Origin of the sequence: Providencia sp. PROV255 (assembly GCF_028478065.1) — a bacterium.
GTDB classification, from domain to species: Bacteria; Pseudomonadota; Gammaproteobacteria; order Enterobacterales; family Enterobacteriaceae; genus Providencia; species Providencia rettgeri.
In genome coordinates, this window is record NZ_JAMPMI010000001.1 from 81,897 (window position 1) to 107,645 (window position 25,749).

Here is a 25,749-nt window from a genome sequence, read left to right on the forward strand (position 1 = left end):
TCCTAACTATTTTTATGCGAGTAGCCTAATGACCCAACTCATCGCCCCAGCGGAAAGAGGCTTTATTCTTAGCCGGCACTGGAGAGACACCCGTCACGGTGTCGAGGTCTCTTATTGGCTACTCACTGATAACCAACCACAAAAGGTCACTGTTCCATATCAAAAAGCGATTGGTTTTTTAGCTGAATCTCAATTTCCTCGAGTAAAACACCTATTAGATGAACAACCCAATATTACCTATCGGCTTCTTGAATTAATTGATTTTAAACGTGAAAAGGTCTATGCGATTTATTGCCACCAATATCGACAATTACAGAACCTTGAAAAAAACTGCAACGAATTGGGTGTTGAATTATTAGAAACCGATATTCGCCCAAGTGAACGGTATCTAATGGAACGCTTTATCGCAGCCTCTGTCTGGTTTTCTCGAAATCAGCAAGGGGAGTTTCAACTAAAACCTTGCGAAGGCTACCGCCCCTTAGTCAAGGCCGTTTCCCTTGATATCGAAACCAGCCAACATGGTGAACTCTATTCTATAGGGCTGTCTGGCTGTGGTGACAACGTGGTATTTATGTTGGGGCCAGAACAAGGGCCTGCATTGAGCGCTGAACATCGCTTAATCTATGTGAATAGCCGCCCGCAATTACTTCATAAACTCAATGAATGGCTTCACCAATACGACCCTGATGCCATCATTGGTTGGAACCTAATCCAATTCGACCTACAAGTATTACAAAAACATGCAGAGCGTTATGGCATCCCCTTATTGTTTGGCCGGCAAAGCAAAAAGCTGGAATGGCGAGAGCATGGATTTAAACAAGGCGTCTTTTTTGCCGCTGCTGAAGGCCGGTTAATTATTGATGGTATCGATGCATTAAAAGCAGCGACCTGGAGTTTTCCATCATTTAGTTTAGAGTCTGTCGCCCAAGCGCTACTTGGTGAAGGTAAAGCGATTGATACCCCTTATGACCGAATGGATGAGATCAACCGTCGTTTCGCTCACGATAAACCTGCTTTAGCTCACTACAATATTCAGGACTGTATTTTAGTCCATCGAATCTTTGAAAAAACCGATTTAATGGCTTTCTTGCAGGAACGTTCAACGGTAACAGGTCTTGCTGTTGATAAAATGGGGGGCTCTGTAGCTGCATTCTCACACCTTTATATTCCCCGCTTACACCGACTTGGCTTTGTCGCACCCAACCTCACAGAACAAAAAATGCAACTGAACCCCGGGGGCTTTGTCATGGACTCCCAACCCGGGTTATATGACTCCGTATTAGTTTTGGACTACAAAAGCCTATATCCTTCAATTATTAGAACTTTTCTCATCGACCCTGCAGGTATGATTGACGGGTTAGCACACCCTAACCTTGCACATTCGGTTCCCGGTTTTCGCCAAGCTTGGTTTTCTCGCACAACCCACTGTTTACCCGATATTGTCAGCCATATCTGGCAAGAGCGGGATAAAGCCAAAAAAGAGCATAATGCACCACTATCCCAAGCGCTAAAAATTATTATGAACGCATTTGCTGGAGTATTAGGAGCTGAAGGATGCCGTTTTTTTGACCCAAGACTGACCGCATCAATCACCATGCGTGGCCATGAAATTATGCGTACAACCAAACGCTTGATTGAGTCACAGGGTTACCAAGTTATTTATGGAGATACCGACTCCACGTTTGTATGGTTACGTGATGCCCACAATGAAGAACAAGCACAAAAAATTGGCTTTGCTTTACGTGATTACGTAAATAGTTGGTGGAAAAAACATTTAGCAGAAGAATGGCAATTAGAAGGTGTTTTAGAGCTCGAGTATGAAACCCATTACCGCCGATTTTTGATGCCCACCGTACGTGGTGCCGAAATGGGGAGCAAAAAGCGCTATGCAGGATTGAGTAAAGACACCATGGTATTTAGAGGGCTGGAAACCATTCGTTCAGACTGGACACCATTAGCACAAATATTCCAAAAAGAGCTCTATACCCGTATTTTTTATCACCAACCTTACCGTGAATATATTCGTGAGTATGTCCAAAATATTCGTTCGGGCCAATATGATGACCGTTTAGTTTATCGTAAGCGTCTGCGCCGAAAATTGACTGATTACCAAAAAAATGTTCCTCCGCATGTTCGAGCCGCTCGTACTGCTGATGACTATAATTTAAAATTACAGCGCCCTTTGCAGTACCAAAATGGCGGTTGGATAAACTATATTATTACTCAGGCGGGGCCTGAACCATTGGAAATCATCACGGCAAAACCGGATTACGAACATTATATATCCAAACAAATCAAACCGATAGCAGATGCTATCTTGCCTTTCTTACAGGATGACTTTGATACCCTGCTAACTGGGCAAATTACCCTTTTGTTTTAAAATTTATTCTACCTTTGATGTTTTTTTAACAGGTGACGATAGCCTTCGGTTGAATTAATATATCGCCCCTTTGGTGTCTCGCACGTCTGGCTACACAAATTATGCGTGATAATCAACAATACTCATTATAATTCAAATAGACTGACTCGTTGTCTCGGCCACAAGCCCAGCAAACGCCTTAGTGCTCACTTTGCTGCAATTTGAATGATTAAATGTGTATAATTAATCATCAGGTAACGACTATTTTTAAAATAATTCGAACTCTTCCTTGTGTAACTATTAATGAGTTACACCAACACTGGGCGAAGACACTGATAAAAATTGTCTTAAAAAATCTAAAAAATAAACTCTCAATTTTATGGAATTAAGTTAAATCTATGCCATTTACTCTTGGTCAACGCTGGATCAGCGATACAGAAAGCGAACTTGGATTAGGTGCCGTCGTGGCAATTGATGCCCGTATGGTAACGTTGCTTTTCCCTGCCAGTGGCGAAAACCGCCTATACTCTAGCAGCGATGCCCCTATTACCCGAGTGATGTTTAATGAAGGTGATACCATTACCAGCCACGAAGGCTGGCAACTTCAAGTTGAAAGCATTGAAGAAGATAAAGGATTATTGACTTACATCGGCACACGTTTAGATACGCAAGAAACCGGTGTGAGCCTTAGAGAGGTGTTCCTCGACAGCAAGCTCACATTCAATAAGCCGCAAGATCGTCTATTTGCTGGGCAAATTGACCGTATGGATCGCTTTGCTTTACGCTTTCGTGCGCGCAAATTTCAAAGTGAGCAAGTCAAACACCAAGCGACAGGCCTACGCGGTATTCGTGCAAGCCTGATCCCACACCAATTACATATTGCCAATGAAGTGGGAAAACGCCACCATCCGCGCGTATTACTCGCTGACGAAGTGGGCTTAGGTAAAACCATTGAAGCGGGGATGATTATCCACCAGCAATTAATGGCAGGCCGTGCAGAGCGCGTCTTAGTTATCGTTCCTGATAGCTTACAACACCAATGGCTGGTTGAGATGCTGCGCCGCTTTAATCTGCGTTTTTCTTTGTTTGATGATAGCCGTTACAGTGAAGCACAACATGATAGCGATAACCCATTTGAAACAGAACAACTCGTTCTGTGTTCACTGGATTTTGTCCGCCGTAATAAGCAGCGTTTTGACCAATTAGTTGAAGCGGGCTGGGATATGATGGTTGTCGATGAAGCTCACCACTTACAGTGGAGCGAAACTGCCCCGAGCCGCGAATATCAAGTTATTGAAACATTAGCTGAAAATATTCCGTCTATTTTGCTATTAACGGCAACACCGGAACAGCTAGGCCAAGAAAGTCACTTCGCTCGCCTGCGTTTACTTGACCCTAGCCGCTTCCATGATTACCAGGAGTTTATTGCTGAGCAAGAAAACTACCGCCCTGTTGCTGATGCGGTTTCGCTGTTGCTGTCAGGTGATAAACTAACTAATGACCAGCAAAATTTGCTTAATGAGCTAATCAAAGAACAAGATATCGAACCACTATTAAAGGCTGCAAACCTTGAAAGTGAAGACGGCAATGCCGCACGCCAAGAACTGATCAACATGTTAATGGATCGCCATGGTACCAGCCGACTGTTGTTCAGAAATACCCGTAATGGTGTCAAAGGTTTCCCTCGCCGTGAGTTGCATTCACTAAAAATGCCATTGCCCACCCAATACCAAACTGCAATTAAAGTGGCAGGTATTATGGGCAGTAAAAAAGACGTTGAAACACGTGCAAAAGAAATGCTCTACCCTGAGCAAATTTACCAAGAGTTTGAAGGTGAAAATGCCACTTGGTGGAACTTTGACCCACGTGTTGAATGGTTAATGGGCTTTTTGACCGCAAACCGCCATGAAAAAGTGTTAGTAATCTGCGCGAAAGCCGCAACCGCACTACAATTGGAGCAAGTGTTACGCGAACGCGAAGCGATTCGTGCTGCCGTGTTTCATGAGGGGTTATCACTATTAGAGCGTGACCGAGCAGCTGCCTATTTCGCTTCTCAAGAAGAAGGGGCACAGGTGCTATTGTGTTCTGAAATCGGCTCTGAAGGGCGTAACTTCCAATTTGCTAACCAGTTGGTGATGTTCGATCTGCCGTTTAATCCAGACTTACTTGAGCAGCGCATCGGCCGTTTAGACCGTATTGGCCAAAGCCGTGATATCAGCATTCATGTGCCTTATTTAGAAAATACCGCTCAATCTGTATTGATCCGTTGGTATCACGAAGGCTTAGATGCCTTTGAACATACCTGCCCAACAGGCCGAGCTATCTACGATAAATACTACCAACCATTGCTGCAATTTATGGCTGAACCGACAGTCACTGAAGGTTTTGATGATTTTATTAAAACCTGCCGCGCAGAGCATGACAGCTTAAAATTGCAATTAGAACAAGGCCGTGACCGCTTACTTGAAATGCATTCAAACGGTGGCGAGTCAGGTAATCAGTTAGCTGAAGAAATTAGCGAAGGCGATAACGATACTGAATTGGTTAACTTTGCGCTCAATCTTTTTGATATCGTTGGCATTAATCAAGAAGACAAAAGTGATAACTTAATTATCCTAACGCCATCTGACCATATGTTAGTACCTGATTTCCCAGGACTTCCTCAAGATGGCTGCACCATCACGTTTGATAGAGAGCAAGCGCTTTCCCGTGAAGATACGCAATTTATCAGCTGGGAACACCCTATTATTCGTAATGGTTTAGATTTAGTGTTATCTGGCGATACAGGCAGTTGTGCGGTTTCTTTACTGAAAAACAAAGCGCTGCCTGTTGGCACCTTATTGACTGAACTCATTTACGTTGTGGAAGCTCAAGCGCCTAAGAACCTGCAAATCAGCCGGTTCTTACCAGCAACCCCGGTACGCTTATTAATTGATTTAAAAGGTAATAACTTATCATCTCAAGTTGAGTTTGAAAGTTTTAACCGCCAATTAAATGCCATTAACCGCCATATGGCGAGCAAACTGGTAAATGCAGTACAAAATGAGGTTCATTCGGTATTACGCTTATCTGAGCCGATGATCGAAAAAGAAGCCAAAGCATTGATAGAAAATGCAAAAGAAGCGGCTGATAAAGCGCTGACGTTGGAGCTTTCTCGTTTAGAAGCACTCAAAGCGGTCAACCCAAACATCCGTGATGAAGAGCTTGATATTATTGAAGAAGAGCGCCAGCAACTGATGACCAATATCGACCAAGCCACATGGCGCCTAGATGCCATTCGCTTAGTTGTGGTGACTCATCAGTAAACTATGATAATCAAACCATATTGTTCTATATGGTTTGATAATTAATTTAAAATCTACAACTCGAACTAATTATTTTATTTCGTACTTTTGCGTAATAAAAATAGGGTTACCCTAAGTAATTCGAGTTGTAGGTAGGCAGCAAACGAAGATATCTTGGGGAGCATACATAAGTACGTGACCCGAGTAGCTGAGTGAAGCTAACACCCCTACAACTTGAAGTATGACGGGTAATTGAATGATACCGTACAATCCACCGCTAGAACCTTGGCTCCACATCCTCTATCAAGACGACCATATCATTGTCGTCAACAAGCCAAGCGAACTACTTTCTGTTCCCGGAAAAGCCCCTGAGCACCACGATAGCATTATGAGCCGTATTCAACGTGATTTTCCTGCTGCTGAATCCGTACATCGCTTAGATATGGCAACCAGTGGCGTCATGGTTGTGGCACTGCACAAAAAGGCTGAGCGTGAGCTCAAACGCCAATTTAGGGAGCGTGAGCCCAAAAAATTCTATATTGCTCGTGTCTGGGGACATTTAGAAAAAGAAAAAGGCTTGATTGATTTGCCGCTAATTTGCGATTGGCCAAACCGCCCTAAGCAAAAGGTGTGTTTCGAAACAGGGAAATCGGCACAAACTGAATACCAAGTATTACAATACGAAGAACAAGCGACACGCGTGAAGCTTTCACCTATTACGGGTCGTTCTCACCAACTGAGAGTCCATATGTTAGCTTTAGGCCACCCAATATTAGGCGACCGTTTCTATGCTCACGATGAAGCCAAAGCGCTCGCCCCTCGCTTACAATTACATGCACAGGAATTATACATCACTCATCCTGAATATGGCACACCAATGCATTTTACCTGCCCACCGGATTTTTAACGGTCTCTAATCGATTGATTAGATTTCAATATTACCAGTGCAAAAATTAACTCACTCTGTTTTTGCGCTGATTATTTTCCCGTTTGTTTTTACCCTAAGAACATACATAACTATGTAACTAGGGTGCGCGAGCGCAGCCAACAAAAAACGGAAGCGAAATAATCCATTTTAATTATTCCCCTGATTTCCCCTAAATAGTTCGTGTTGCAGCTAGGCGGCAAGAGAGCGAATCCTTAGGAGCGTAGATTACTACGTGACTAGGGTTCATGAATGAAGACAACAAAGCGAGATTTTTTGGTTTTTCTTCGTTAGCCTGATTTCCCCTAAATAGTTCGTGTTGCAGCTAGGCGGCAAGAGAGCAAATCCCTAGGAGCATACTGTAGTATGTGACTAGGGTGCGCGAGCGCAGCCAACAACGCTGCGGCGCGAAATATGACGGGGAAATTTATTTGAAGCCGAGCTCCTTCTTAACTAAGTCATAAGCTGCTTGGATAGACTGCGCCTTTTGCTTCGCAATTTCCATCATCTCTGGCGGCAAACCTTTCGCAACCAGTTTATCGGGGTGATGCTCGCTCATCAGTTTACGATAGGCTCGCTTAATTTTTGTTGGGTCATCACTAGGAGACACGCCAAGCACTTTACAAGCATCTTCAAGGGTTGGGCCATTTGATTGCTGATAATACCCTCCTGATTGCTGCTGAGAGTATCCTTGGCCAAATTGGCGACCACTTTGGATCATATCCAAGAACTGTTCAAACTGAACCTTAGAAATACCGAGCTCTTCGGCAATAATAAACAACACTTTTCGTTCGTTCGGGTGTAATTGTCCATCAGCAAAAGCAGCTTGTAATTGAATTTCCAGAAACATCTGAATCAAGTCAAAACGGCCATAACAGGCCATACGTAATTGCTTTAATACATCACGCAATGGAAAGTTAGGGGATTTGCCTTCTCTAAATGCTTGTTGAGCCGCTTTTCGTGTTTCTCCATGTAATTGCATTCTGTCCATTAAATTGGTCGCAAGCTGAATATCTGTCTCGGTTACACGGCCTTTGGACTTCGTTAAATGCCCCAAAATTTGGAAGGTACTCGCAAAGAAAATGATTTGGCGATCTCGCTTATTCATTCTCCCTGCAAATTTACGTTGAATCGATGCTTTATCAAAACCATGCCCAATAATTAACCCAACTAGCGCTCCCCAAAAGCCCAATCCAGAGACGATTGCGAGTATAACGCCAATAATTTTGCCCCAATAGTGCATATATCCCTCAATTCTTCAATGCTCAAAATGCAATTTTGCATTATCATACTATTCATTCAGCTCTATGCATAACTACCCGCGCGTAAAGTTTCTTACATTATACTGGCGCAAAGTGGTTGGCTAAGTTAGTCTTTGAGCGTTTGCTGGCGATGCCAATGATGACGGAACCCCATATTTAATGATGAAAAAAAGCTATCCAACACTACTCGCCACCATGGTATGGGCGGCAATTTATAGTCAGCAAGCGCATGCTGACCTTGCACAGCAGTGTATGCTGGGTGTCCCTGTTTACACCAAACCGATTGTAAAAGGTGACCCTAATAACCTGCCGATTCACATTACCGCTGAAGATGTCCGTGGTGAATACCCTAATTTTGTTGAATATGAAGGTAATGTCGATATTCAACAAGGGAACCAAACATTAACCGCTGATAACGTTAAACTCACCCAAACAGAAACAGCGGGTGAACTCCCTGTGCGTGAAGTAACAGCCACTGGTAATGTGCACTACGATGACCCACAAATTATCTTAAAAGGCCCTTCTGCGTGGTCTAACTTAGATAATAAAAACACTGATGTGAATGACGGTAACTACATGATGGTAGGCCGTCAGGGGCGTGGTGATGCGACGAAAATGAAAATGCGTGGTGAAAACCGTTACTCTATTATGGAAAACGGTACATTCACAACCTGTTTACCCGGTAATAATAGCTGGAGCGTCGCGGGCTCTGAAGTCATTATCGACCGCGAAGAAGAAGTCGCTGAAATTTGGCATGCGCGCTTTAAAGTGGGTGACGTGCCTATTTTCTATAGCCCATATATGCAATTACCGATTGGCAATAAGCGCCGTTCAGGTTTTTTAATTCCGACGGGAAGTTATTCAAGTAACGATGGGCTAGAGTTCTCATTACCCTATTATTGGAATATTGCACCAAACTACGATGCCACAATTACACCGCAATTTATGACCCACCGTGGTGTAAAATTAAATAATGAATTCCGCTACCTTATTGCTCCAGGTACAGGCACCGTGGCCTTTGATTTTCTAAATCATGACCGTGCTTATATCAAAGACAAAGAACGTGGTAAGCGTGAAGATCGTGATAGCGATGACCGTTGGTTATTCTACTGGCGCCATTCTGGGACTTACGCGGGGCATTGGAACTTCAGCTCTGACTATACCAAAGTGAGCGACCCTAGCTATTTTACTGACTTTAGTTCCCAGTACGGTAGCACCACTGATGGCTACGCTACGCAAAAATTCAGTGCAGGTTATTCAGATACAAACTGGAATGCGAAAGTCACTCACAAGCAATTCCAAATTTTTGCGGATAACCCCAACAAGCGCGCTTATAAAGCAGAGCCACAAGTGGACTTCAATTATTATAAAAATAATTTAGGTGCCTTTGACGTGCATACTTACGCACAAGCTGCTCGTTTTACGAGTGTGGGTAAAAATAACCCAGACGCAACTCGCTTACACATTGAGCCAGAAGTAAACCTGCCATTGTCTAATGGTTGGGCAAATATGAATAACAGCATCAAATTGTATGCGACTCATTACGACCAAGATATTCCTCGCTCGAATACGGATACTAGCTTAGAAAAAAATGTTACGCGTGTTCTACCCATGTTTAAAAGCGATGCAAAAGTTGTCTTCGAACGAGACCTTTTCCAAGGCAGCGATTTCGTTCAAACATTAGAACCACGTGTCCAATATTTGTATATTCCGTATAAAGATCAAGATAATATCAATAACTTTGACTCTTCATTGCTGCAGTCAGACTATAGCGGTTTATTCCGTGACCGGATTTACAGTGGCCTTGACCGTATCGCCTCTGCAAACCAGTTCACCACAGGTGTCACAACACGTGTTTATGACGATACTTTAGCTGAGCGCTTTAACTTCTCTGTGGGGCAAATTTATTACTTTGAACGCCCACGTGCTGGTGATTCAAATCGCCCAATAGATGATAAAAGCAACACAGGTTCATTATTGTGGGCCACTGACTCTATGTGGCGAATTGATGATAACTGGGGCTTGCGTGGTGGGTTACAATATGACCGCCGTCTCGGTAATGTCACAATGGGGAATGCGGTTGCAGAATACCGTTTAGATGCCGATCGTTTAGTTCAGTTGAACTACCGTTTCGTTGACCGCGATTATATTCAAGCAACCTTCCGTCGTGAAGATACTGCGAATGGTGGCTATACCTATACACTGCCTGAATACCAACGCGGTATTTCACAAGTGGGTGCTGTCATGAGTTGGCCATTAAGCGAGCGTTGGGGCTTTGTAGGTTCATATTATTATGATACCAAACAACAGCAACCTGCGAGCCAACTGGTTGGTTTGCAATACAATACTTGTTGCTGGGCAGTCAATCTTGGCTATGAACGTAAGATAGTTGGTTGGCAAAAAGAGAAGTTTAGCAGTGAATATGACAATAAATGGTCAATCAATGTGGAACTTAGAGGCCTAAATAACAATCATAGTTTAGGTAGTCAGAAAATGTTAGAAAGTGGCATTATGCCTTATCAACGTGCTTTCTGATAAAAATAACATAAATTTACTCTAAATAATTCGAGTTGCAGTTAGGTGACAAGCAAGTGAGTCGCTAGGAGCATACATAAGTATGTGACTAGTGCGAACGAACGCAGTCAACAACACTGCAACTTGAAGTATGACGAGTAAAAAAGAGATTAGCCCGCTTTTGCGGAATCAAAGTCAATATTTATAGGACCATTATGAAGAATTGGAGAACGCTTATTCTGGGACTGATGTTCGCAAGCTCCACTGCTTTGGCTGCGCCTCAGCAAATGGATAAAGTCGCTGCGGTCGTCAATAACGGTGTTGTGCTGGAAAGTGACGTCCAGAATATGATCAACACAGTAAAACTGAACGCTCAGAACGCACGTCAACAAGTGCCTGATGATCAAACTCTGCGTCATCAGATCCTCGAGCGTCTCGTTATGGATAACATCATTTTGCAAATGGCTAGCCAAATGCAAATCAATATTCCAGATGAAGCCGTGGATGCAACTATTACGGATATCGCTCGTCAAAACGGTTTAACACTGCAGCAAATGCAACAACGCTTAACCGCAGATGGCATCAATATGAATCAATATCGTAGCGAAATTCGTAAAGAGATGCTGATCGCTGAAGTGCGTAACAATGAAGTTCGCCGCCGCGTTACCATTTTACCTCAAGAGGTTGATTCTCTAGCAGAGCAAATGAGCTCACAAGCCAATTATGAAATGGGCGTTAATCTAAGCCATATCTTGATCCCGTTGGCAGAAAACCCAACGCAAGAACAACTAAAAAACGCTGAAGCATTAGTGAATAAAATTTTAGCTGAACTGAAAAAAGGCGGAGATTTTGGTAAGTTAGCTATCGCTTATTCAGCAGACCCTCAAGCGCTGAAAGGCGGTAATATGGGTTGGTCACGCCTACAAGAATTGCCTGTTGTCTTTGCTGAACAGCTGAAAAATGCGAAAAAAGGCGATATTGCTGGCCCAATTCGTTCCGGTGTCGGCTACCATATTTTACGCGTAAATGATGTAAGTGGTGGCAGCCAACCGATTTCTGTCACAGAAGTGAAAGCACGTCACATCTTAATTAAGTCATCACCAATTATGGATGATGCACAGGCAAGACAAAAATTAACCAAAATTGCTCAGGAAATTCGTTCAGGCAAAGTTTCATTTGAAGATGCAGCAAAAGAGAATTCTGAGGATCCAGGTAGCGCATTAAAAGGTGGTGAATTAGGTTGGAATATGCCTGATGTCTACGACCCGGCTTTCCGTGATGCATTAATGAGACTGAATAAAGGCGAATTAAGCCAACCTGTTCAATCAAATTTTGGTTGGCACTTAATCCAATTAGAAGACACTCGTAACGTTGATAAAACAGATGCGGCACAAAAAGACCAAGCGTACCGCCTGCTATTCAACCGTAAATTTAATGAAGAAGCACAGAGCTGGATGCAAGAACAACGTGCTTCCGCTTATGTGAAAATGGTTGATGGCCGTGACAGCCAGTCTACAGATGAAAAATCAAATTAAGCCTATTGTCATCACTCCCGGCGAACCTGCCGGGATTGGTCCTGACCTACTGATTCAGCTTGCTCAACAGCAATGGCCTGTTGAGCTGGTTGCCTGTGTTGATCCTGAATTGTTACGCCAGCGTGCCAAAGCGCTGAATTTGCCACTGACATTAACCGAATATATCCCCAATACCGTCACTAAAGTACAACCTGCGGGTAGTTTATCCGTTCTACCTGTTCATTTAGCAACGGCTGCAAAGGCAGGTGTACTTAACGTTGATAATGGCCAATATGTCGTAGAAAGCTTAGCAAAAGCCTGTGACGGCTGTTTAAAGGATGAATTCTCAGCCATAGTCACAGGGCCTGTACATAAAGGCATCATTAATGATGCTGGCGTACCATTTAGCGGCCACACTGAATTCTTTGCAGAAAGAAGTGGCTGTGAACGCGTTGTTATGATGCTAGCTACCGAAGAACTGCGTGTTGCATTAGCCACAACGCATTTGCCACTCAAGGACGTGTCAGCTGCCATCACTCAACAGAGCCTGAATGAAGTCATCACGATTTTACACCATGATTTACAAACAAAATTTGGTATTGAAAAACCAGCCATCTATGTTTGTGGTTTAAATCCACATGCAGGAGAAGGCGGGCACATGGGTACCGAAGAAATTGATACGATAGAGCCCGCGCTCGAAAACCTGCGCACAAAAGGGATTAATTTGATTGGGCCATTGCCTGCAGATACCCTATTTCAAGCTAAGTATTTAGACCATGCAGACGCAGTGTTAGCAATGTATCACGATCAGGGCCTTCCTGTGTTAAAATACCAAGGTTTTGGCAGAGCAGTAAATATTACTCTCGGCCTGCCTTTTATCCGTACCTCTGTCGACCATGGCACAGCCCTTGAACTCGCTGGTACGGGTCATGCTGATGTGGGAAGTTTTATCACCGCATTAAAGTTAGCTATCCAAATGACATCTAAGAATACATGAATAATCGAGTCCATCAGGGGCACTTTGCCCGCAAACGCTTCGGGCAGAACTTTTTAACTGACCAATTTATTATCGACAGCATCGTGGATGCCATGAACCCGCTGCCGGGTCAGTCCATTGTAGAAATTGGTCCCGGCTTAGGTGCCTTAACCGAACCTGTCGGTAGCCGAATCGATAAAATGACTGTAGTTGAACTTGACCGTGACCTTGCAGCACGCTTACACGTTCACCCTCAGCTAAAAGATAAATTAACTATCATTCAGCAAGATGCAATGACAGTAGATTTTGGTGAATTAGCCAAACAAGCAGGTCAACCCCTGCGCGTTTTTGGTAACTTGCCTTACAATATCTCTACACCATTAATGTTCCATCTATTCACATTCACCAACTCCATTGCTGATATGAACTTCATGTTACAAAAAGAAGTGGTGAATCGTCTGGTCGCAGGCCCTGGCAGCAAAGCCTTTGGCCGCTTGAGTGTCATGGCACAATATTACTGTAACGTGGTGCCTGTATTGGAAGTACCGCCGACTGCATTTACACCCGCACCAAAAGTAGATTCTGCCATTGTTAGGTTGATTCCTCATCGTGAAACCCCATATCCGGTAAAAGACATTAAATTTTTAAGTCGCATTACCACACAAGCTTTCAATCAACGCCGTAAAACTGTTCGTAACAGTCTTGGGGATTTATTCAGCGTTGAAGAGTTAACAGAACTGGGTATTGATTTAAGCACTCGAGCAGAAAATATTTCTGTTGAACAATATTGTAAAATGGCAAACTATCTCTCTAACCGTTCAGAATAGTCTGTTGAAGGAGGCACTATGCTTAATGAGCCGAATGTTAGCATCCAAGTTCAGAGTGTCTATATAGAAAGCCAATCTCAACCCGATATTGCGAGATATGTGTTTGCTTACACAATCTGCATTCGTAATTTAGGGCGGGAACCTATCCAATTAATGAGCCGTTATTGGCTCATTACTAACAGTGATGGCCATAAAACCGAAGTTCAAGGTGAAGGAGTAGTGGGTGAACAACCCCTTATTCAGCCAGGAAAAGAATATCGTTATACCAGTGGCGCAATCCTTGAAACACCAATGGGTACGATGGAAGGTTATTATGTGATGATAAGTACGCAAGGGGACAGTTTCCACGTTGATATCCCTGCTTTTCGTCTTGCCATCCCAACACTGATTAATTAATTATGTCGACATATTTAGTAGGTGATATTCACGGTTGCTATCGTGAACTCCGTGACTTGATGGAAAGTGTTCATTTTGATCCAACCAAAGACACATTATGGTTAACAGGCGATCTCGTTGCTCGCGGAGCTGAATCACTGCAAGTTTTACGCTATGTAAAAAGCCTTGGCTCAGCCGTACGTCTAGTGCTTGGTAACCATGATCTCCATCTGTTGGGAATTTACTGTAAGATCAGTCGCAATAAACCCAAAGATCACCTCGATGAGTTATTACATGCCCCTGATCTTGACGAACTGATCAATTGGTTACGTCGCCAACCTTTATTACAAATTGATGAAGAAAAAAAGATCTTGATGACCCATGCCGGTATGACTCCGCAATGGGATATCAAAACAGCACGCATGTGTGCAAGAGAAGTTGAAGCAGTGCTTTCCAGTGATGCATATCCACTATTTATCGACTCCATGTATGGTGATATGCCAAATAACTGGTCTGAAAGCCTAATGGGGCTAGCACGCTTGCGTTTTAGTACCAATGCCTTAACACGTCTGCGCTACTGTTTTCCGAACGGGCAATTAGATATGATTTGCAAGGAAAACCCCAAAAAGGCACCTGCCCCACTAAAACCGTGGTTCGATCTACCAAGCCAAATTCCTGATGATTACTCGGTATTTTTTGGTCACTGGGCATCGCTCGAAGGAAAATGTACCCCCGATAACGTCTATGCTTTAGATACTGGGTGCTGCTGGGGAGGAGACTTGACGCTATTCCATTGGGAAACCAAGCAGTATCACCGCCAAAAGTCATATCAAAAACGCCGCAAAGAATAACTTTTTATATGATCAACTGTAAGTTATAGCAAAATGGCGCAATTAAGCGCCATTTTGTGATCAAACCAAAAATTAAGCTCTTTTGGTTAGGATCTCAAAACAATAACCATGGGTATTGTTTTCATCAGCTTCATGGTATTCCGTAAAAATAGAATCCCATTCATCAGGCTCATAAGTTGGAAAATGGGTATCACCAATAACTTCGGCATCAACATGAGTCAAATAGAGTTTATTCGCTAATGGTAAAAATTGTTGATAAACTTTACCACCGCCAATCACCATCACTTCATCAACATTTTCAATTGCTTGTGCCGCGGCTAACGCTTCTTCAATTGACGTTACCCAAATCACATCAGAATCAGTGCCAGGAACACTGCTTAATACAATATTTACACGTTGTGGTAATGGGCGCCCAATAGATTCATAGGTCACACGCCCCATGATAACCGGTTTATTTAACGTATTTCGTTTGAACCACGCTAGATCCCCCGGCAAATTCCAAGGCATCGCTTTTTCCATGCCGATAACCTGATCGATCGCCATTGCTGCGATTAAGCTAATATTCATCTATTCACCTTAGAAATAAGATATAAAAATTGAGCACACTATACGGAAAGAGAATTGTTTCGTCGACTAAATTTAAGCTTCCTTAAACAGGTTTGAATCACTTATACTCAAATTGATAAACTTACGACTAAAAATAACATGAAAAAACAAAATGAACCCTCTGATATCAGCCTAAATACGAGTATTTAGTCGGTCATTTTTATTTACCAACATTGAACGGGAAAAGAGATCAAAAATGTACGAAACGAGTATTATGGTTGCGACCATCGCGGCACTCGGTATGCTTTCTCCAGGGCCTGACTTCTTTTTAATTGTCAAAAACTCAGCTCGCTATCAACGCGCTGCGGCATTAATGTCTGCATGTGGTGTGATAGTCGCTATCGCGTTGCATATGTCCTACTGCGTTGCGGGCCTAGCTGTTTTAATTACCACCACACCTTGGCTGTTTAATATCTTAAAATACGCAGGTGCGGCCTATTTAATTTGGATCGGTGTCAAAAGCTTACTTCCGCAATCCGGCCATAGCGTTGATCTTACGACCAGTAAACACGAAATTGTTTCATTCAAGAAAGCCTTTATGCAAGGTTTCCTCTGCAATGTATTAAACCCAAAAGCCACGCTATTCTTTTTAGCCGTCTTCACTCAAGTATTAGATGTTAATTCTACCGTCGGTGAAAAATTATGGTTTGCCTTTATTATTTGGGGCTTAGCTGTCATTTATTGGCCAATATTAGTCTTTTTGATCCAAAGTGCCCCTGTCAGAAAAGGCCTAGCAAAAGTACAAACCTATGTTGATAAGGTTCTCGGAGTGGTATTAATCGCCTTTGGTGTTCGAGTGGCGCTAAGCTAGCCTTATTAGCTCCCATCAAAAAAGCAGGCTAAATGCCTGCTTTTTAAATATTCAATATTGTTGTAATACGAATTATTGCATTGTGTCTTGCGGTGCAACAACCAACTGCCCCACTGAACCTAAATCCGCTTTTTCCAAGTTTTGACTATAGAATAAAAAAGGAAAGTGGTTATAGGATGGCTGCATCATTTCCACTAATAATTCAACGCGACCATCAACCCATACCGTATCTTTCCAGCCATAGTCTTCTGGTGGAGTTGGTTTACCATTACGGTTTAAAACCTTAAAACGCACACCTTCAATATGAAACGCTTGCGGTTCATTCGTCGTCACAACCCAACGCTCCCAATTACCTTGGAGACTTGAGAAATCGACCCTATTTGTATCAATGGTCGCATTGTTAATACCAAAACCATCATTAAGGTGAATATTGCGTTGTGTAATACTGGATGTGACTTGCGTTTTATCTTCAACTAATTGTGTCGGTAAGCCGTCTGTTACTAATGACATTAACCCTGTCGCTTTGATAGTTAGCACATTAGTTGAAATTAAATTATTCGATGGCTCGAATAACCCCTTTAAGCGGTCCATAAAGGTCGCCGACTCACCTGCCGTGATAGTTAACTCTTGCGTTTTAGCCATATCAATCAAGACTTCGCGTCGTTCACCCGGCGCTAACGGTAGTTCTTGAACACTCACAGGGACAGTTAGTAAACCTTGGTCAGATGCAATCAACGAAAATGGGCGGCCATCACTGATTTTCATTACATAATTACGGGAGTTCGACGCATTTAATAACCGTAAGCGCACCCATCCTCGAGAAACTTCAATGTATGGATTTTGCACGCCGTTAACCAGTAATGTATCGCCTAAAAAACCATTTTCATCCGCTTTGTATTCTGGAACGCCAAAATTATCTAAGCGCTTATCTTGAATAATGACCGGAAAATCATCAACACCATAGTGTTTCGGTAAACGCAGGTTTTTCGTCACATCATCTTCAATGATCCACATCCCTAATAAACCATTGTAGACTTGTTCGCCCATTTTCCCTTGAGTATTCGCATGATACCAGAGCGTAGCTGCATTTTGGCGTATCGGGATCACCGGAGACCAGTCCGCATTAGGTGAAATTAACCGTGCGGCTCCACCTATTTGTGTTCCTGGTATTTGCAAGCCACTGATAGTCATCGAAACGGCTTCAGGTAAGCGATTACTATAAATAAGCTTAATATCATCGCCATTTTTTACTTTGACAGTCGGGCCAGGAGAAGAACCATTAACTCCCCAAATATCGGCTGAATATTTTCCATCAAAAGACCAATGAATTTTTTGTAATGTTAAAAATAATGGCTGTCCAGACCGTGATTCTAATAACGGTGGTACAGGTAAAGCTGTTGCCCCTTCTGCATTTGCATAAATAGGCGCATAGGACAAACATAGAGCCATCCCTGCCGCTATTAGGGTTTGGCATCGATTGAATGACATAAATTCTCCGCTAAACAAAATTCCAGCGCATTTTATTATTTGATATTATAAATATTCAGCCAATGATATGGCTAATTTTAGGTTGGCGCTAGCAATATAACTACTTAGATACAACAATTTAAGACCGCAATAATTTGTGAGCCATGATATCGCGAAAAAAGTCTAAATTCTAAAAATATCTATCCAATACATTAAAATTTAATTAATAAGATTATAAATAGTAAGGGTAAGTAATTAGAAAAGGAAAGTCAGGCAGTCGATAACAATAAAGACAGTTTATGCTATGTTCAATCTAAAATAATAGGCAATATTCACATATTGCCTATTATTAAAATAAATTCAATCGGTTAGGCTATTTACCCTGTTTTGCCATCTCTTCAACCTCAAGATCGAGTTCTTTAATCTTTGCTTCCATTAAAGCATGGCAATGTTCCGATAATTCCCTCACTTGCTCACGGGTATAAAGTGATGTATCAATAGGGTCTAACATTTCAATAATTACGCTACCGTTATTCCAACGGTTTAGCTTAATTTTACCTTGTGTGCTCGAAACGCAAACAGGCACAATAGGTACCCCTGCTGCAATAGCCGCATGAAATGCCCCTGTTTTAAATGGCAATAAACCACGACCGCGACTACGCGTTCCTTCAGGGAACATCCATACGGATATTTTACGTTTTTTGATCTGGTCTGCGACTTGCGTGATCGTATTATGTGCCTTAGAACGATTCGCACGGTCAATCAAAATATTACCGGTGATCCAATACAGAAAACCAAAAAATGGAATGTAAACCAAGCTTTTTTTACCGACTGTAACTGTTCTCGGTAATACCCCATTTGACATAGTCACCATGTCGTAATTGTTTTGGTGATTCCCTATATAAATACTTGGGCCATAACTTTTGGCTTTCTCAGGTACACGATTAATAACCTTAATCCCAAACACGACGGATAACCGCCCAAACATATGGCCAAATGTCATTACGTGTTTTGGGTTGCGTGGGCTAAACAAGCAGTAAATACCGCCGCCTATGCACACAAAAATAGTGTAGATAATGACAATGATCGCTCTAATCAGCGCTAACATACTAACCCCAAATTGTAAGGGGCTTCGCAGCCCCATGATGAATATTGTCTGCTTATAAACCTTTTGAACTTCATACTCAACAAGATTTATAAGGTTTGTTTTTGTTAATTATTCAGTATCTACTGGCTCAATATCAATACGCTCAATATTGTGCATTCCACGCGGTAATGACGTCCCTTTACGGCCACGTTCTGAACGGTATTTTTGCAAATCTTCTGCTTTAAATTTCAGTTTCCGCTTACCAAAATGCAAGGTCATTGATGCCCCCACAGGCAAGATCATCAACCAAGTCAATAAATCATCACCCGTTGCCGCTTGCGCGCCAGCAATATTGATAATTTTATTACCTTTACCTTTTGAAAGTTGAGGTAAATCCGCTACAGGGAATATCAACATACGCCCTGCCTTGGTAATTGCCAATAGCAAATCTTCCTGCTCATTATGCAGTTCAATTGGTGCTAATACTTTGGCATTTTCAGGTAAGGAGATTAAGGCCTTACCTGTTTTATTTTTAGTGACTAAATCATTAAAGGTACAAATAAAACCGTAACCTGCATCAGAAGCCATTAAATATTTCTGTTCGTCAGGCGCCATTAATACATGCTCAATGGTCGCACCTGGAGGCAGAGTTAATTTACCCGTTAGAGGCTCACCTTGACTACGCGCTGAAGGTAATTCCAGTGGGTCCACAGAATAGCTGCGCCCTGTCGTATCAAGGAACACCGCCGCTTGGTTTGACTTGCCTCGTGCTGCTCCTTTAAAACCATCTCCTGCTTTATAATTTAGGTTAGTCGGTTCGATATCATGCCCTTTAGCACTACGCACCCATCCCATATCAGAAAGCACAACGGTAATCGGTTCTGACGGTAAAATTTCATGCTCGCTCATTGCTTTCGCTTCTTCCCGCTCATGCAACGGGGAGCGACGGTCATCACCGTAATCTTTGGCGTCAGATTGAATCTCTTTTTTAATCAATGTATTTAAACGTCTTTCAGACCCGAGAATCGCTTGTAAATCATCGCGTTCTTTAGCCAACTCATCTTGCTCGCCACGAATCTTCATTTCTTCAAGCTTGGCTAAATGGCGTAATTTTAGCTCTAAAATAGCTTCAGCTTGGGTATCACTGATATTAAAACGTGACATTAAAACCGCTTTCGGTTCATCTTCTGTACGAATAATTTCAATGACTTCATCAATATTCAGATAGGCAATTAATAAACCATCTAAAATATGTAAACGTCTTAATACTTTTTCTAACCGATGATTTAAGCGATTACGTACGGTTTGACGACGGTAAGCAATCCACTCATTTAAGATCTCAACAAGCCCTTTTACCGCTGGTCGGTTATCTAAACCAATCATATTTAGGTTAACACGGTAACTACGCTCTAAATCTGTTGTCGCAAATAAGTGTGTCATGACTTGTTCAAGATCAACACGATTACTGCGCGGAACAATCACTAAACGAGTTGGGTTTTCGTGGTTTGATTCATCACGTAAATCTTCAACCATCGGCAATTTTTTCGCACGCATTTGGCTGGCAATTTGTTCTAAGACTTTCGCCCCAGAAACTTGATGAGGTAGAGCCGTGATAACCGCATTACCATCTTCTTTTTCCCACACAGCACGCATGCGTACAGAACCGCGCCCATTTTGATAAATTTTACGGATATCATCACGGGAAGAAATAATTTCTGCTTCAGTTGGATAATCAGGCCCCGGTACAAATGCCATGATGTCATCAAGATTTAGTGTCGGTTTATCCAGTAAAGCAACCAACGCTTGAGCCACTTCTCGGGCGTTATGGGGTGGAATATCTGTCGCCATCCCAACCGCAATTCCCGTTGTACCGTTTAGCAGAATATTCGGTAAACGTGCCGGCAACATTTTTGGCTCGTTTAGCGTACCATCAAAGTTTGGTACCCAATCAACTGTGCCATGGCCAAGTTCGCTGAGTAAAATTTCAGCATATTTTGATAAACGTGATTCTGTATAACGCATTGCTGCGAATGATTTAGGGTCATCGGGTGCCCCCCAGTTCCCTTGGCCATCCACCAGCGGGTAGCGGTAAGAAAATGGCTGCGCCATCAACACCATCGCTTCATAACAAGCGCTATCACCATGTGGGTGATATTTACCGAGAACATCGCCCACCGTTCTGGCGGACTTTTTGTATTTCGCAGTGTTGCTTAAGCCAAGTTCTGACATCGCATACACAATACGGCGCTGAACAGGTTTAAGCCCATCGCCAATAAATGGTAATGCCCTATCCATGATGACGTACATCGAATAGTTCAGATAGGCATTTTCAGTGAAGGCATGCAGCGGTAAACGCTCTACACCATCATGAGTAATTTCACTCATTCAATTCGTTCCTTTCTCATCGCAATTCGAATATTAGACATCAATTTCAGCCATATCGCCTTTTTCTTGCAGCCAATTACGGCGATCTTCAGAGCGTTTTTTAGCAAGAAGCATATCCATGACAGCAAGTGTTTCTTGGTAGTTTTCATCATCGATAATTAGCTGTACAAGACGACGAGTATTTGGATCTAATGTCGTTTCACGTAATTGCAGTGGGTTCATTTCACCCAACCCTTTAAAACGTTGAACATTGGGTTTACCGCGCTTGCGGCTAAGACGTTCAAGCACAGCATTTTTTTCGCTTTCATCAAGGGCGTAAAACGTTTCTTTACCTAAATCGATACGATATAACGGTGGCATTGCCATATAGACATGCCCTGCTTTTACTAATGTTGGGAAATGACGGACAAATAATGCACATAGCAGTGTAGCAATGTGCAAGCCATCGGAGTCCGCATCCGCAAGGATACAAATTTTCCCATAGCGCAATTGGCTAAGGTCTTCGCTATCGGGGTCTATCCCAATAGCAACAGAGATGTCATGTACCTCTTGGGAAGCTAAAACTTCATCAGAAGACACTTCCCATGTATTGAGGATTTTACCGCGCAACGGCATGATAGCTTGATATTCGCGGTCACGAGCTTGTTTTGCAGACCCTCCCGCGGAGTCCCCTTCTACAAGGAACAATTCCGTCATACTCAGGTCTTGGGAGCTACAATCGGCTAATTTACCCGGTAATGCAGGGCCACTGGTGAGTTTTTTACGCACCACTTTTTTCGCTGCACGCATTCGACGTTGCGCGCTAGAAATTGCCATTTCTGCGAGTTGTTCAGCCACTTGCACGTTCTGGTTAAGCCATAAACTGAAAGCATCTTTTACCACACCCGAAACAAACGCAGCACATTGACGCGAAGACAGACGTTCTTTCGTTTGCCCTGCAAATTGTGGGTCTTGCATTTTAACGGAAAGCACATAAGTGCAGCGCTCCCAAATGTCATCAGCGGAGAGCTTAACACCACGAGGCAATATATTACGGAATTCACAAAACTCACGCATTGCATCAAGCAACCCTTGGCGTAAACCATTAACATGGGTCCCACCTAGCGCTGTTGGGATAAGGTTGACATAACTTTCTGTTAGTAATTCCCCGCCTTCAGGCAACCAGAGCAACGCCCATTGTGCGGCTTCAGTTTCCCCGGAAAATTCGCCTGTAAACGGTTTTGGCGGTAACGCTTCAAGGCCGTCAATTGACTCCATTAGGTAATCGGTCAACCCGTCACTGTAGCACCAGCTTTGCTCTGTATTGTTGAGCTTATCCTTAAACGTGATTTTCACGCCAGGGCATAAAACGGCTTTAGCTTTTAAGTTATGAGTTAAACGAGTTACTGAAAACTTTGGACTATCAAAATAGCTGCCATCTGGCCAAAAATGCACGCTAGTACCTGTGTTACGTTTGCCACAAGTCCCTATTACATGCAAATCTTCAACCTTGTCGCCGTTCTCAAAAGCAATTTGATACACTTGGCTATCACGACGAACAGTAACTTCAATACGTTTTGATAACGCATTGACGACAGAAATCCCGACACCATGCAAACCACCTGAGAATTGGTAGTTTTTATTGGAGAATTTTCCCCCTGCATGTAATTGCCCTAGAATCAGCTCAACAGCTGACACTTTCATTTCAGGGTGGATATCGACAGGCATACCGCGCCCATCGTCGATTACTTCAAGGGATTGATCGGCATGTAAAATAACTTCGATGTGGCTCGCGTGCCCCGCAAGCGCTTCATCGACGCTATTATCAATTACTTCTTGAGCCAGATGGTTCGGTCGACTGGTGTCGGTATACATCCCCGGACGACGGCGAACAGGCTCTAAACCACTGAGGACTTCAATGGCCTCTGCGTTATAACTAGATTGAGTCATGTTGTCATTCTGCGGTAATAGGTGATTAATTGAACTATTCAATCAGTGAGTTACTGTTGATAATAACAGTGTTCATACGTTTTGACACTATTTCTCTGCCAATTGAAGGAAATCAACAATTTGAGAAAAGTAAGCTTCAAAACCAATAAAGGCATGATTACCGTCAGGTTCCACAGTTTGTTTGCACTTTGAAAGATAGGCAACTGCCTCTCGATAATCAAGTACTTCATCGCCCATTTGCTGTAATAGCCAGATAAGATGAGGAGATGCGAGTCTTTCAATGTATAAGGATTTTAGCTCATGGATATGCTTTTCTTCCAACACATATTGTTCATGAGTATATGGGTTTGTATTGTCGCCTAAGTAATCTTGCAGTAAATCAAAAGGACGCACTGCAGGGTTTACAACGACAGCTGGGAGCTGATAACGCTCTGAAAACCAAATCGAAAAATAACCGCCTAGTGAAGACCCAACTAGCCCCATTTTTTCATGCTGATGCTGTTGGATAATATCATCCAACATCGCTTGAGCTTGCTGAGGGTAGTTCGGCAATTGCGGTACAAGCATATTAATATGTGGATAATTCTCGTCAATCCATTGCTTTAAGTTATTAGCTTTAGCGGATTGAGGTGAGCTATTAAAACCATGAATATAAAGTAGAGTAGACATAAGCGAATTAATAACCGTCAGAGTCAAGGTCAGGGCTAAACTCTCTTGTGTCTAAACGGTGAACGTGGGTTGTAATATGCCTTTGACTTTGCTCATTAATGCTTAATTCTAAATATCGCCAACCCGGCGCGACAGTATCAAGGGCAAAATTAGTACAGTGAGGTTTAAATTGTACGCAAGTAGAAGGCGTAGCTAATAACCGAATCCCGTGCCAGTTTTCATCCATTTCTTGGTGAATATGGCCACATAGCATCGCTTTAACATTTGGGTAGTTTTTTAAGTAGTCAGCTAAAATATGTGAATTTCTCAAACTGTGCTGATCAAGCCAAGTACAACCCGAAGCTAGAGGATGGTGATGCAGCATAATCAATGTGGTACGTTCAGGTTCAGCATCTAAGCTGGCTTTCATCCATTCCAATTGTTGTTCAGAAAGCTCACCATGAGGTACATCTTGAAGTTGGCTATCAAGCATCAGAATTTGCCATTCATCGCCAATTAAAATTTGTTTAGCACTTGAAATCCCAGCAACTCGCAGTGTTTCTACCATAGCAGGTGGGTAATCATGATTACCAGGAAGCCATACACAAGGGGCAGGAATACGCGCAATACCATCCGCAAAATGCTGATAAGCTTGTGGTGATTGGTCTTGAACCAGATCCCCTGTCGCAACAATTAAATCAATTGGAAGATTTTGCTCTGTGATAGCATCAAGTACCGCCTGATAGCTACGGTAAGTATTTACCCCTAAAAGCGTATTTTCTGTATTAGCAAAAAGATGCGTATCAGTAACCTGTAAAATTCTCACAATTTTAGAGTTCTTCGCAGTCACTTCAAGCTGGCTGTCCAAAAGTATTCCTTTCCTTAAATATTATTTAGTACCTAATCTATTCATTAAAACTATATAAAAGCTAAACACACTTATAACTATCTTAAAACTTTACTTTCTAACTTTCTGATAATCAGCACACACTTCACCAGATTAATCGTTATTTAAAACTGTTTCATCCACTTTTCATAAAGTTTTTGCTGGTTGAGCTGTAACCACTGAATAGCAATAACGGTTGCTGCATTATCAATTGTGCCATCTTCAACCCATTGATAAGCTTGTTCTCGGCTAACCACATGCACACAAATATCTTCATTTTCTGACGCTAGCCCATGCACCCCTTTCGCTTGGCTGCTATCGACTTCACCGATAAATACATGCATACGTTCAGTCGTACCACCCGGGCTAGAAAGATAACTTACTGCTTTTTCAGTACGACCAATAATAAGCCCAGCTTCCTCAACGGCTTCACGACGAATAACCTCTTCGGGCGATTCGTTTGGCTCAATCATTCCAGCAACCGCTTCAAGCAGCCAAGGTGTTTCGCTAGTTTCGATCGCAGGTAACCGAATTTGTTCAATTAAAACAACACTATTCGTTTTCGGGTCATAGGGTAAAACCACACCTGCGTGACCACGTTCAAAAACTTCACGGCGAATTTCTTTACTCCATCCGCCCGCGAAAAGACGATGTCGAAATTGATATTCAACCATTTGAAAAAAACCGTTAAATAATTTACGCTTGGATATAATTTCAACATCATTCTTGCCATATTTAATTGGCTGCTTTATTTGTTTTGTCATTGCATTCTCCAAACCCAATTATTCCATCTTAAGGAAATAATTGTGGATTAAAACAGTTTTTAAGGTTTTTTAACCTCAGATGAGGTAATGTTTAATAAATTGAGACAAAATGGCACAAAAGGCTACCGTTAATAGAAGTGATACTCTGTTACAATAAGCGCCATTATTCAAATCTAAGAGCAACGTAGTGTCTGTTTTTAATAACTGTCTCTAAAACGGATAATTTAATATCTATCGCCTAGTTAGGCATGGTACGTTTTAGGCAACAGACTCAACTTA

19 protein-coding genes are annotated in these 25,749 nt (G+C 42.5%); 10 read left to right on the top strand and 9 right to left on the bottom strand.

Annotated features, from left to right (window positions below; translation table 11 throughout):
- Window positions 1-28 precede the first annotated feature (28 nt).
- The 3 genes from PR725_RS00375 (at window position 29) to rluA (ending at window position 6,550) form a co-directional block, all read left to right on the top strand.
- Complete coding sequence (locus tag PR725_RS00375; protein WP_117162526.1) at window positions 29-2,380, top strand: DNA polymerase II; 2,352 nt, start codon at window positions 29-31, stop codon at window positions 2,378-2,380.
- Between the two features lie 377 nt (window positions 2,381-2,757).
- Window positions 2,758-5,664, top strand: a complete 2,907-nt coding sequence (rapA, locus tag PR725_RS00380) for an RNA polymerase-associated protein RapA (protein ID WP_110731769.1) — start codon at window positions 2,758-2,760, stop codon at window positions 5,662-5,664.
- A gap of 235 nt (window positions 5,665-5,899) precedes the next feature.
- Entirely contained in the window at window positions 5,900-6,550 is a 651-nt protein-coding gene (gene rluA, locus PR725_RS00385) for a bifunctional tRNA pseudouridine(32) synthase/23S rRNA pseudouridine(746) synthase RluA (protein WP_004908638.1), read from the top strand.
- A gap of 445 nt (window positions 6,551-6,995) precedes the next feature.
- On the opposite strand, the gene djlA is transcribed toward rluA, so the two are convergent.
- Window positions 6,996-7,811: a co-chaperone DjlA gene (gene djlA / locus PR725_RS00390; RefSeq protein WP_004908636.1), complete on the bottom strand. Its 816-nt coding sequence runs from the start codon at window positions 7,809-7,811 to the stop codon at window positions 6,996-6,998.
- A gap of 178 nt (window positions 7,812-7,989) precedes the next feature.
- Here djlA and lptD point away from each other — a divergent pair, with 178 nt between their 5' ends.
- The 6 genes from lptD to apaH all read left to right on the top strand — a co-directional run bounded on the left by lptD (window position 7,990) and on the right by apaH (window position 14,887).
- Window positions 7,990-10,365: an LPS assembly protein LptD gene (gene lptD / locus PR725_RS00395; protein WP_042851533.1), complete on the top strand. Its 2,376-nt coding sequence runs from the start codon at window positions 7,990-7,992 to the stop codon at window positions 10,363-10,365.
- A 194-nt stretch (window positions 10,366-10,559) separates the two neighbouring features.
- On the top strand, window positions 10,560-11,879 hold the full coding sequence (surA, locus tag PR725_RS00400) for a peptidylprolyl isomerase SurA (RefSeq protein ID WP_042851532.1): 1,320 nt from the start codon (window positions 10,560-10,562) through the stop codon (window positions 11,877-11,879).
- Entirely contained in the window at window positions 11,863-12,855 is a 993-nt protein-coding gene (pdxA, locus tag PR725_RS00405) for a 4-hydroxythreonine-4-phosphate dehydrogenase PdxA (RefSeq protein ID WP_123382291.1), read from the top strand. Before surA ends, pdxA begins: the two co-directional genes overlap by 17 nt.
- Complete coding sequence (rsmA, locus tag PR725_RS00410; protein WP_123382290.1) at window positions 12,852-13,661, top strand: 16S rRNA (adenine(1518)-N(6)/adenine(1519)-N(6))-dimethyltransferase RsmA; 810 nt, start codon at window positions 12,852-12,854, stop codon at window positions 13,659-13,661. The genes pdxA and rsmA overlap by 4 nt, the downstream gene beginning before the upstream one ends.
- Window positions 13,662-13,679: 18 nt before the next feature.
- Window positions 13,680-14,057 (top strand): Co2+/Mg2+ efflux protein ApaG, encoded by a 378-nt coding sequence (gene apaG / locus PR725_RS00415; RefSeq protein ID WP_004908625.1) that lies wholly within the window; start codon window positions 13,680-13,682, stop codon window positions 14,055-14,057.
- A gap of 2 nt (window positions 14,058-14,059) precedes the next feature.
- A complete protein-coding gene (gene apaH / locus PR725_RS00420) occupies window positions 14,060-14,887 on the top strand; it encodes a bis(5'-nucleosyl)-tetraphosphatase (symmetrical) ApaH (protein ID WP_004908624.1) in 828 nt (275 codons plus the stop codon).
- 72 nt (window positions 14,888-14,959) lie between these two features.
- Here the strand turns inward: apaH and folA are convergent, their stop codons facing one another.
- Entirely contained in the window at window positions 14,960-15,454 is a 495-nt protein-coding gene (gene folA, locus PR725_RS00425; RefSeq protein WP_004908621.1) for a type 3 dihydrofolate reductase, read from the bottom strand.
- Window positions 15,455-15,689: 235 nt separating this feature from the next.
- On the opposite strand from folA, the gene PR725_RS00430 reads away from it, so the two are divergent.
- Window positions 15,690-16,304: a LysE family transporter gene (locus tag PR725_RS00430; protein ID WP_123382289.1), complete on the top strand. Its 615-nt coding sequence runs from the start codon at window positions 15,690-15,692 to the stop codon at window positions 16,302-16,304.
- Between the two features lie 72 nt (window positions 16,305-16,376).
- Here PR725_RS00430 and ftsP read toward each other — a convergent pair whose 3' ends face one another.
- The 7 genes from ftsP to nudF all read right to left on the bottom strand — a co-directional run bounded on the left by ftsP (window position 16,377) and on the right by nudF (window position 25,470).
- Entirely contained in the window at window positions 16,377-17,792 is a 1,416-nt protein-coding gene (ftsP, locus tag PR725_RS00435; protein ID WP_109911778.1) for a cell division protein FtsP, read from the bottom strand.
- A gap of 352 nt (window positions 17,793-18,144) precedes the next feature.
- Window positions 18,145-18,879, bottom strand: coding sequence for a 1-acylglycerol-3-phosphate O-acyltransferase (locus tag PR725_RS00440; RefSeq protein WP_004908611.1), 735 nt, complete (start codon window positions 18,877-18,879; stop codon window positions 18,145-18,147).
- Between the two features lie 108 nt (window positions 18,880-18,987).
- Window positions 18,988-21,243: a DNA topoisomerase IV subunit A gene (gene parC, locus PR725_RS00445; protein WP_004908608.1), complete on the bottom strand. Its 2,256-nt coding sequence runs from the start codon at window positions 21,241-21,243 to the stop codon at window positions 18,988-18,990.
- A gap of 33 nt (window positions 21,244-21,276) precedes the next feature.
- Entirely contained in the window at window positions 21,277-23,172 is a 1,896-nt protein-coding gene (parE, locus tag PR725_RS00450; protein ID WP_004908605.1) for a DNA topoisomerase IV subunit B, read from the bottom strand.
- An 87-nt stretch (window positions 23,173-23,259) separates the two neighbouring features.
- The gene (gene yqiA / locus PR725_RS00455) at window positions 23,260-23,841 is read right to left on the bottom strand and encodes an esterase YqiA (RefSeq protein ID WP_004908603.1); all 582 of its coding nucleotides are present in this window, start codon (window positions 23,839-23,841) and stop codon (window positions 23,260-23,262) included.
- 7 nt (window positions 23,842-23,848) lie between these two features.
- Entirely contained in the window at window positions 23,849-24,688 is an 840-nt protein-coding gene (gene cpdA, locus PR725_RS00460) for a 3',5'-cyclic-AMP phosphodiesterase (RefSeq protein ID WP_109911776.1), read from the bottom strand.
- A gap of 143 nt (window positions 24,689-24,831) precedes the next feature.
- Complete coding sequence (nudF, locus tag PR725_RS00465) at window positions 24,832-25,470, bottom strand: ADP-ribose diphosphatase (protein WP_004908597.1); 639 nt, start codon at window positions 25,468-25,470, stop codon at window positions 24,832-24,834.
- Window positions 25,471-25,749: the final 279 nt, after the last annotated feature.

What these genes read in the sequence shown, in the direction of transcription:
- PR725_RS00375 (WP_117162526.1), top strand. Translation starts at nt 29, where the DNA reads ATGACCCAACTCATCGCCCCAGCGGAAAGAGGCTTTATTCTTAGCCGG.
- rapA (WP_110731769.1), top strand. Translation starts at nt 2,758, where the DNA reads ATGCCATTTACTCTTGGTCAACGCTGGATCAGCGATACAGAAAGCGAA.
- rluA (WP_004908638.1), top strand. Translation starts at nt 5,900, where the DNA reads ATGATACCGTACAATCCACCGCTAGAACCTTGGCTCCACATCCTCTAT.
- djlA (WP_004908636.1), bottom strand. Translation starts at nt 7,811, where the DNA reads ATGCACTATTGGGGCAAAATTATTGGCGTTATACTCGCAATCGTCTCT.
- lptD (WP_042851533.1), top strand. Translation starts at nt 7,990, where the DNA reads ATGATGAAAAAAAGCTATCCAACACTACTCGCCACCATGGTATGGGCG.
- surA (WP_042851532.1), top strand. Translation starts at nt 10,560, where the DNA reads ATGAAGAATTGGAGAACGCTTATTCTGGGACTGATGTTCGCAAGCTCC.
- pdxA (WP_123382291.1), top strand. Translation starts at nt 11,863, where the DNA reads ATGAAAAATCAAATTAAGCCTATTGTCATCACTCCCGGCGAACCTGCC.
- rsmA (WP_123382290.1), top strand. Translation starts at nt 12,852, where the DNA reads ATGAATAATCGAGTCCATCAGGGGCACTTTGCCCGCAAACGCTTCGGG.
- apaG (WP_004908625.1), top strand. Translation starts at nt 13,680, where the DNA reads ATGCTTAATGAGCCGAATGTTAGCATCCAAGTTCAGAGTGTCTATATA.
- apaH (WP_004908624.1), top strand. Translation starts at nt 14,060, where the DNA reads ATGTCGACATATTTAGTAGGTGATATTCACGGTTGCTATCGTGAACTC.
- folA (WP_004908621.1), bottom strand. Translation starts at nt 15,454, where the DNA reads ATGAATATTAGCTTAATCGCAGCAATGGCGATCGATCAGGTTATCGGC.
- PR725_RS00430 (WP_123382289.1), top strand. Translation starts at nt 15,690, where the DNA reads ATGTACGAAACGAGTATTATGGTTGCGACCATCGCGGCACTCGGTATG.
- ftsP (WP_109911778.1), bottom strand. Translation starts at nt 17,792, where the DNA reads ATGTCATTCAATCGATGCCAAACCCTAATAGCGGCAGGGATGGCTCTA.
- PR725_RS00440 (WP_004908611.1), bottom strand. Translation starts at nt 18,879, where the DNA reads ATGTTAGCGCTGATTAGAGCGATCATTGTCATTATCTACACTATTTTT.
- parC (WP_004908608.1), bottom strand. Translation starts at nt 21,243, where the DNA reads ATGAGTGAAATTACTCATGATGGTGTAGAGCGTTTACCGCTGCATGCC.
- parE (WP_004908605.1), bottom strand. Translation starts at nt 23,172, where the DNA reads ATGACTCAATCTAGTTATAACGCAGAGGCCATTGAAGTCCTCAGTGGT.
- yqiA (WP_004908603.1), bottom strand. Translation starts at nt 23,841, where the DNA reads ATGTCTACTCTACTTTATATTCATGGTTTTAATAGCTCACCTCAATCC.
- nudF (WP_004908597.1), bottom strand. Translation starts at nt 25,470, where the DNA reads ATGACAAAACAAATAAAGCAGCCAATTAAATATGGCAAGAATGATGTT.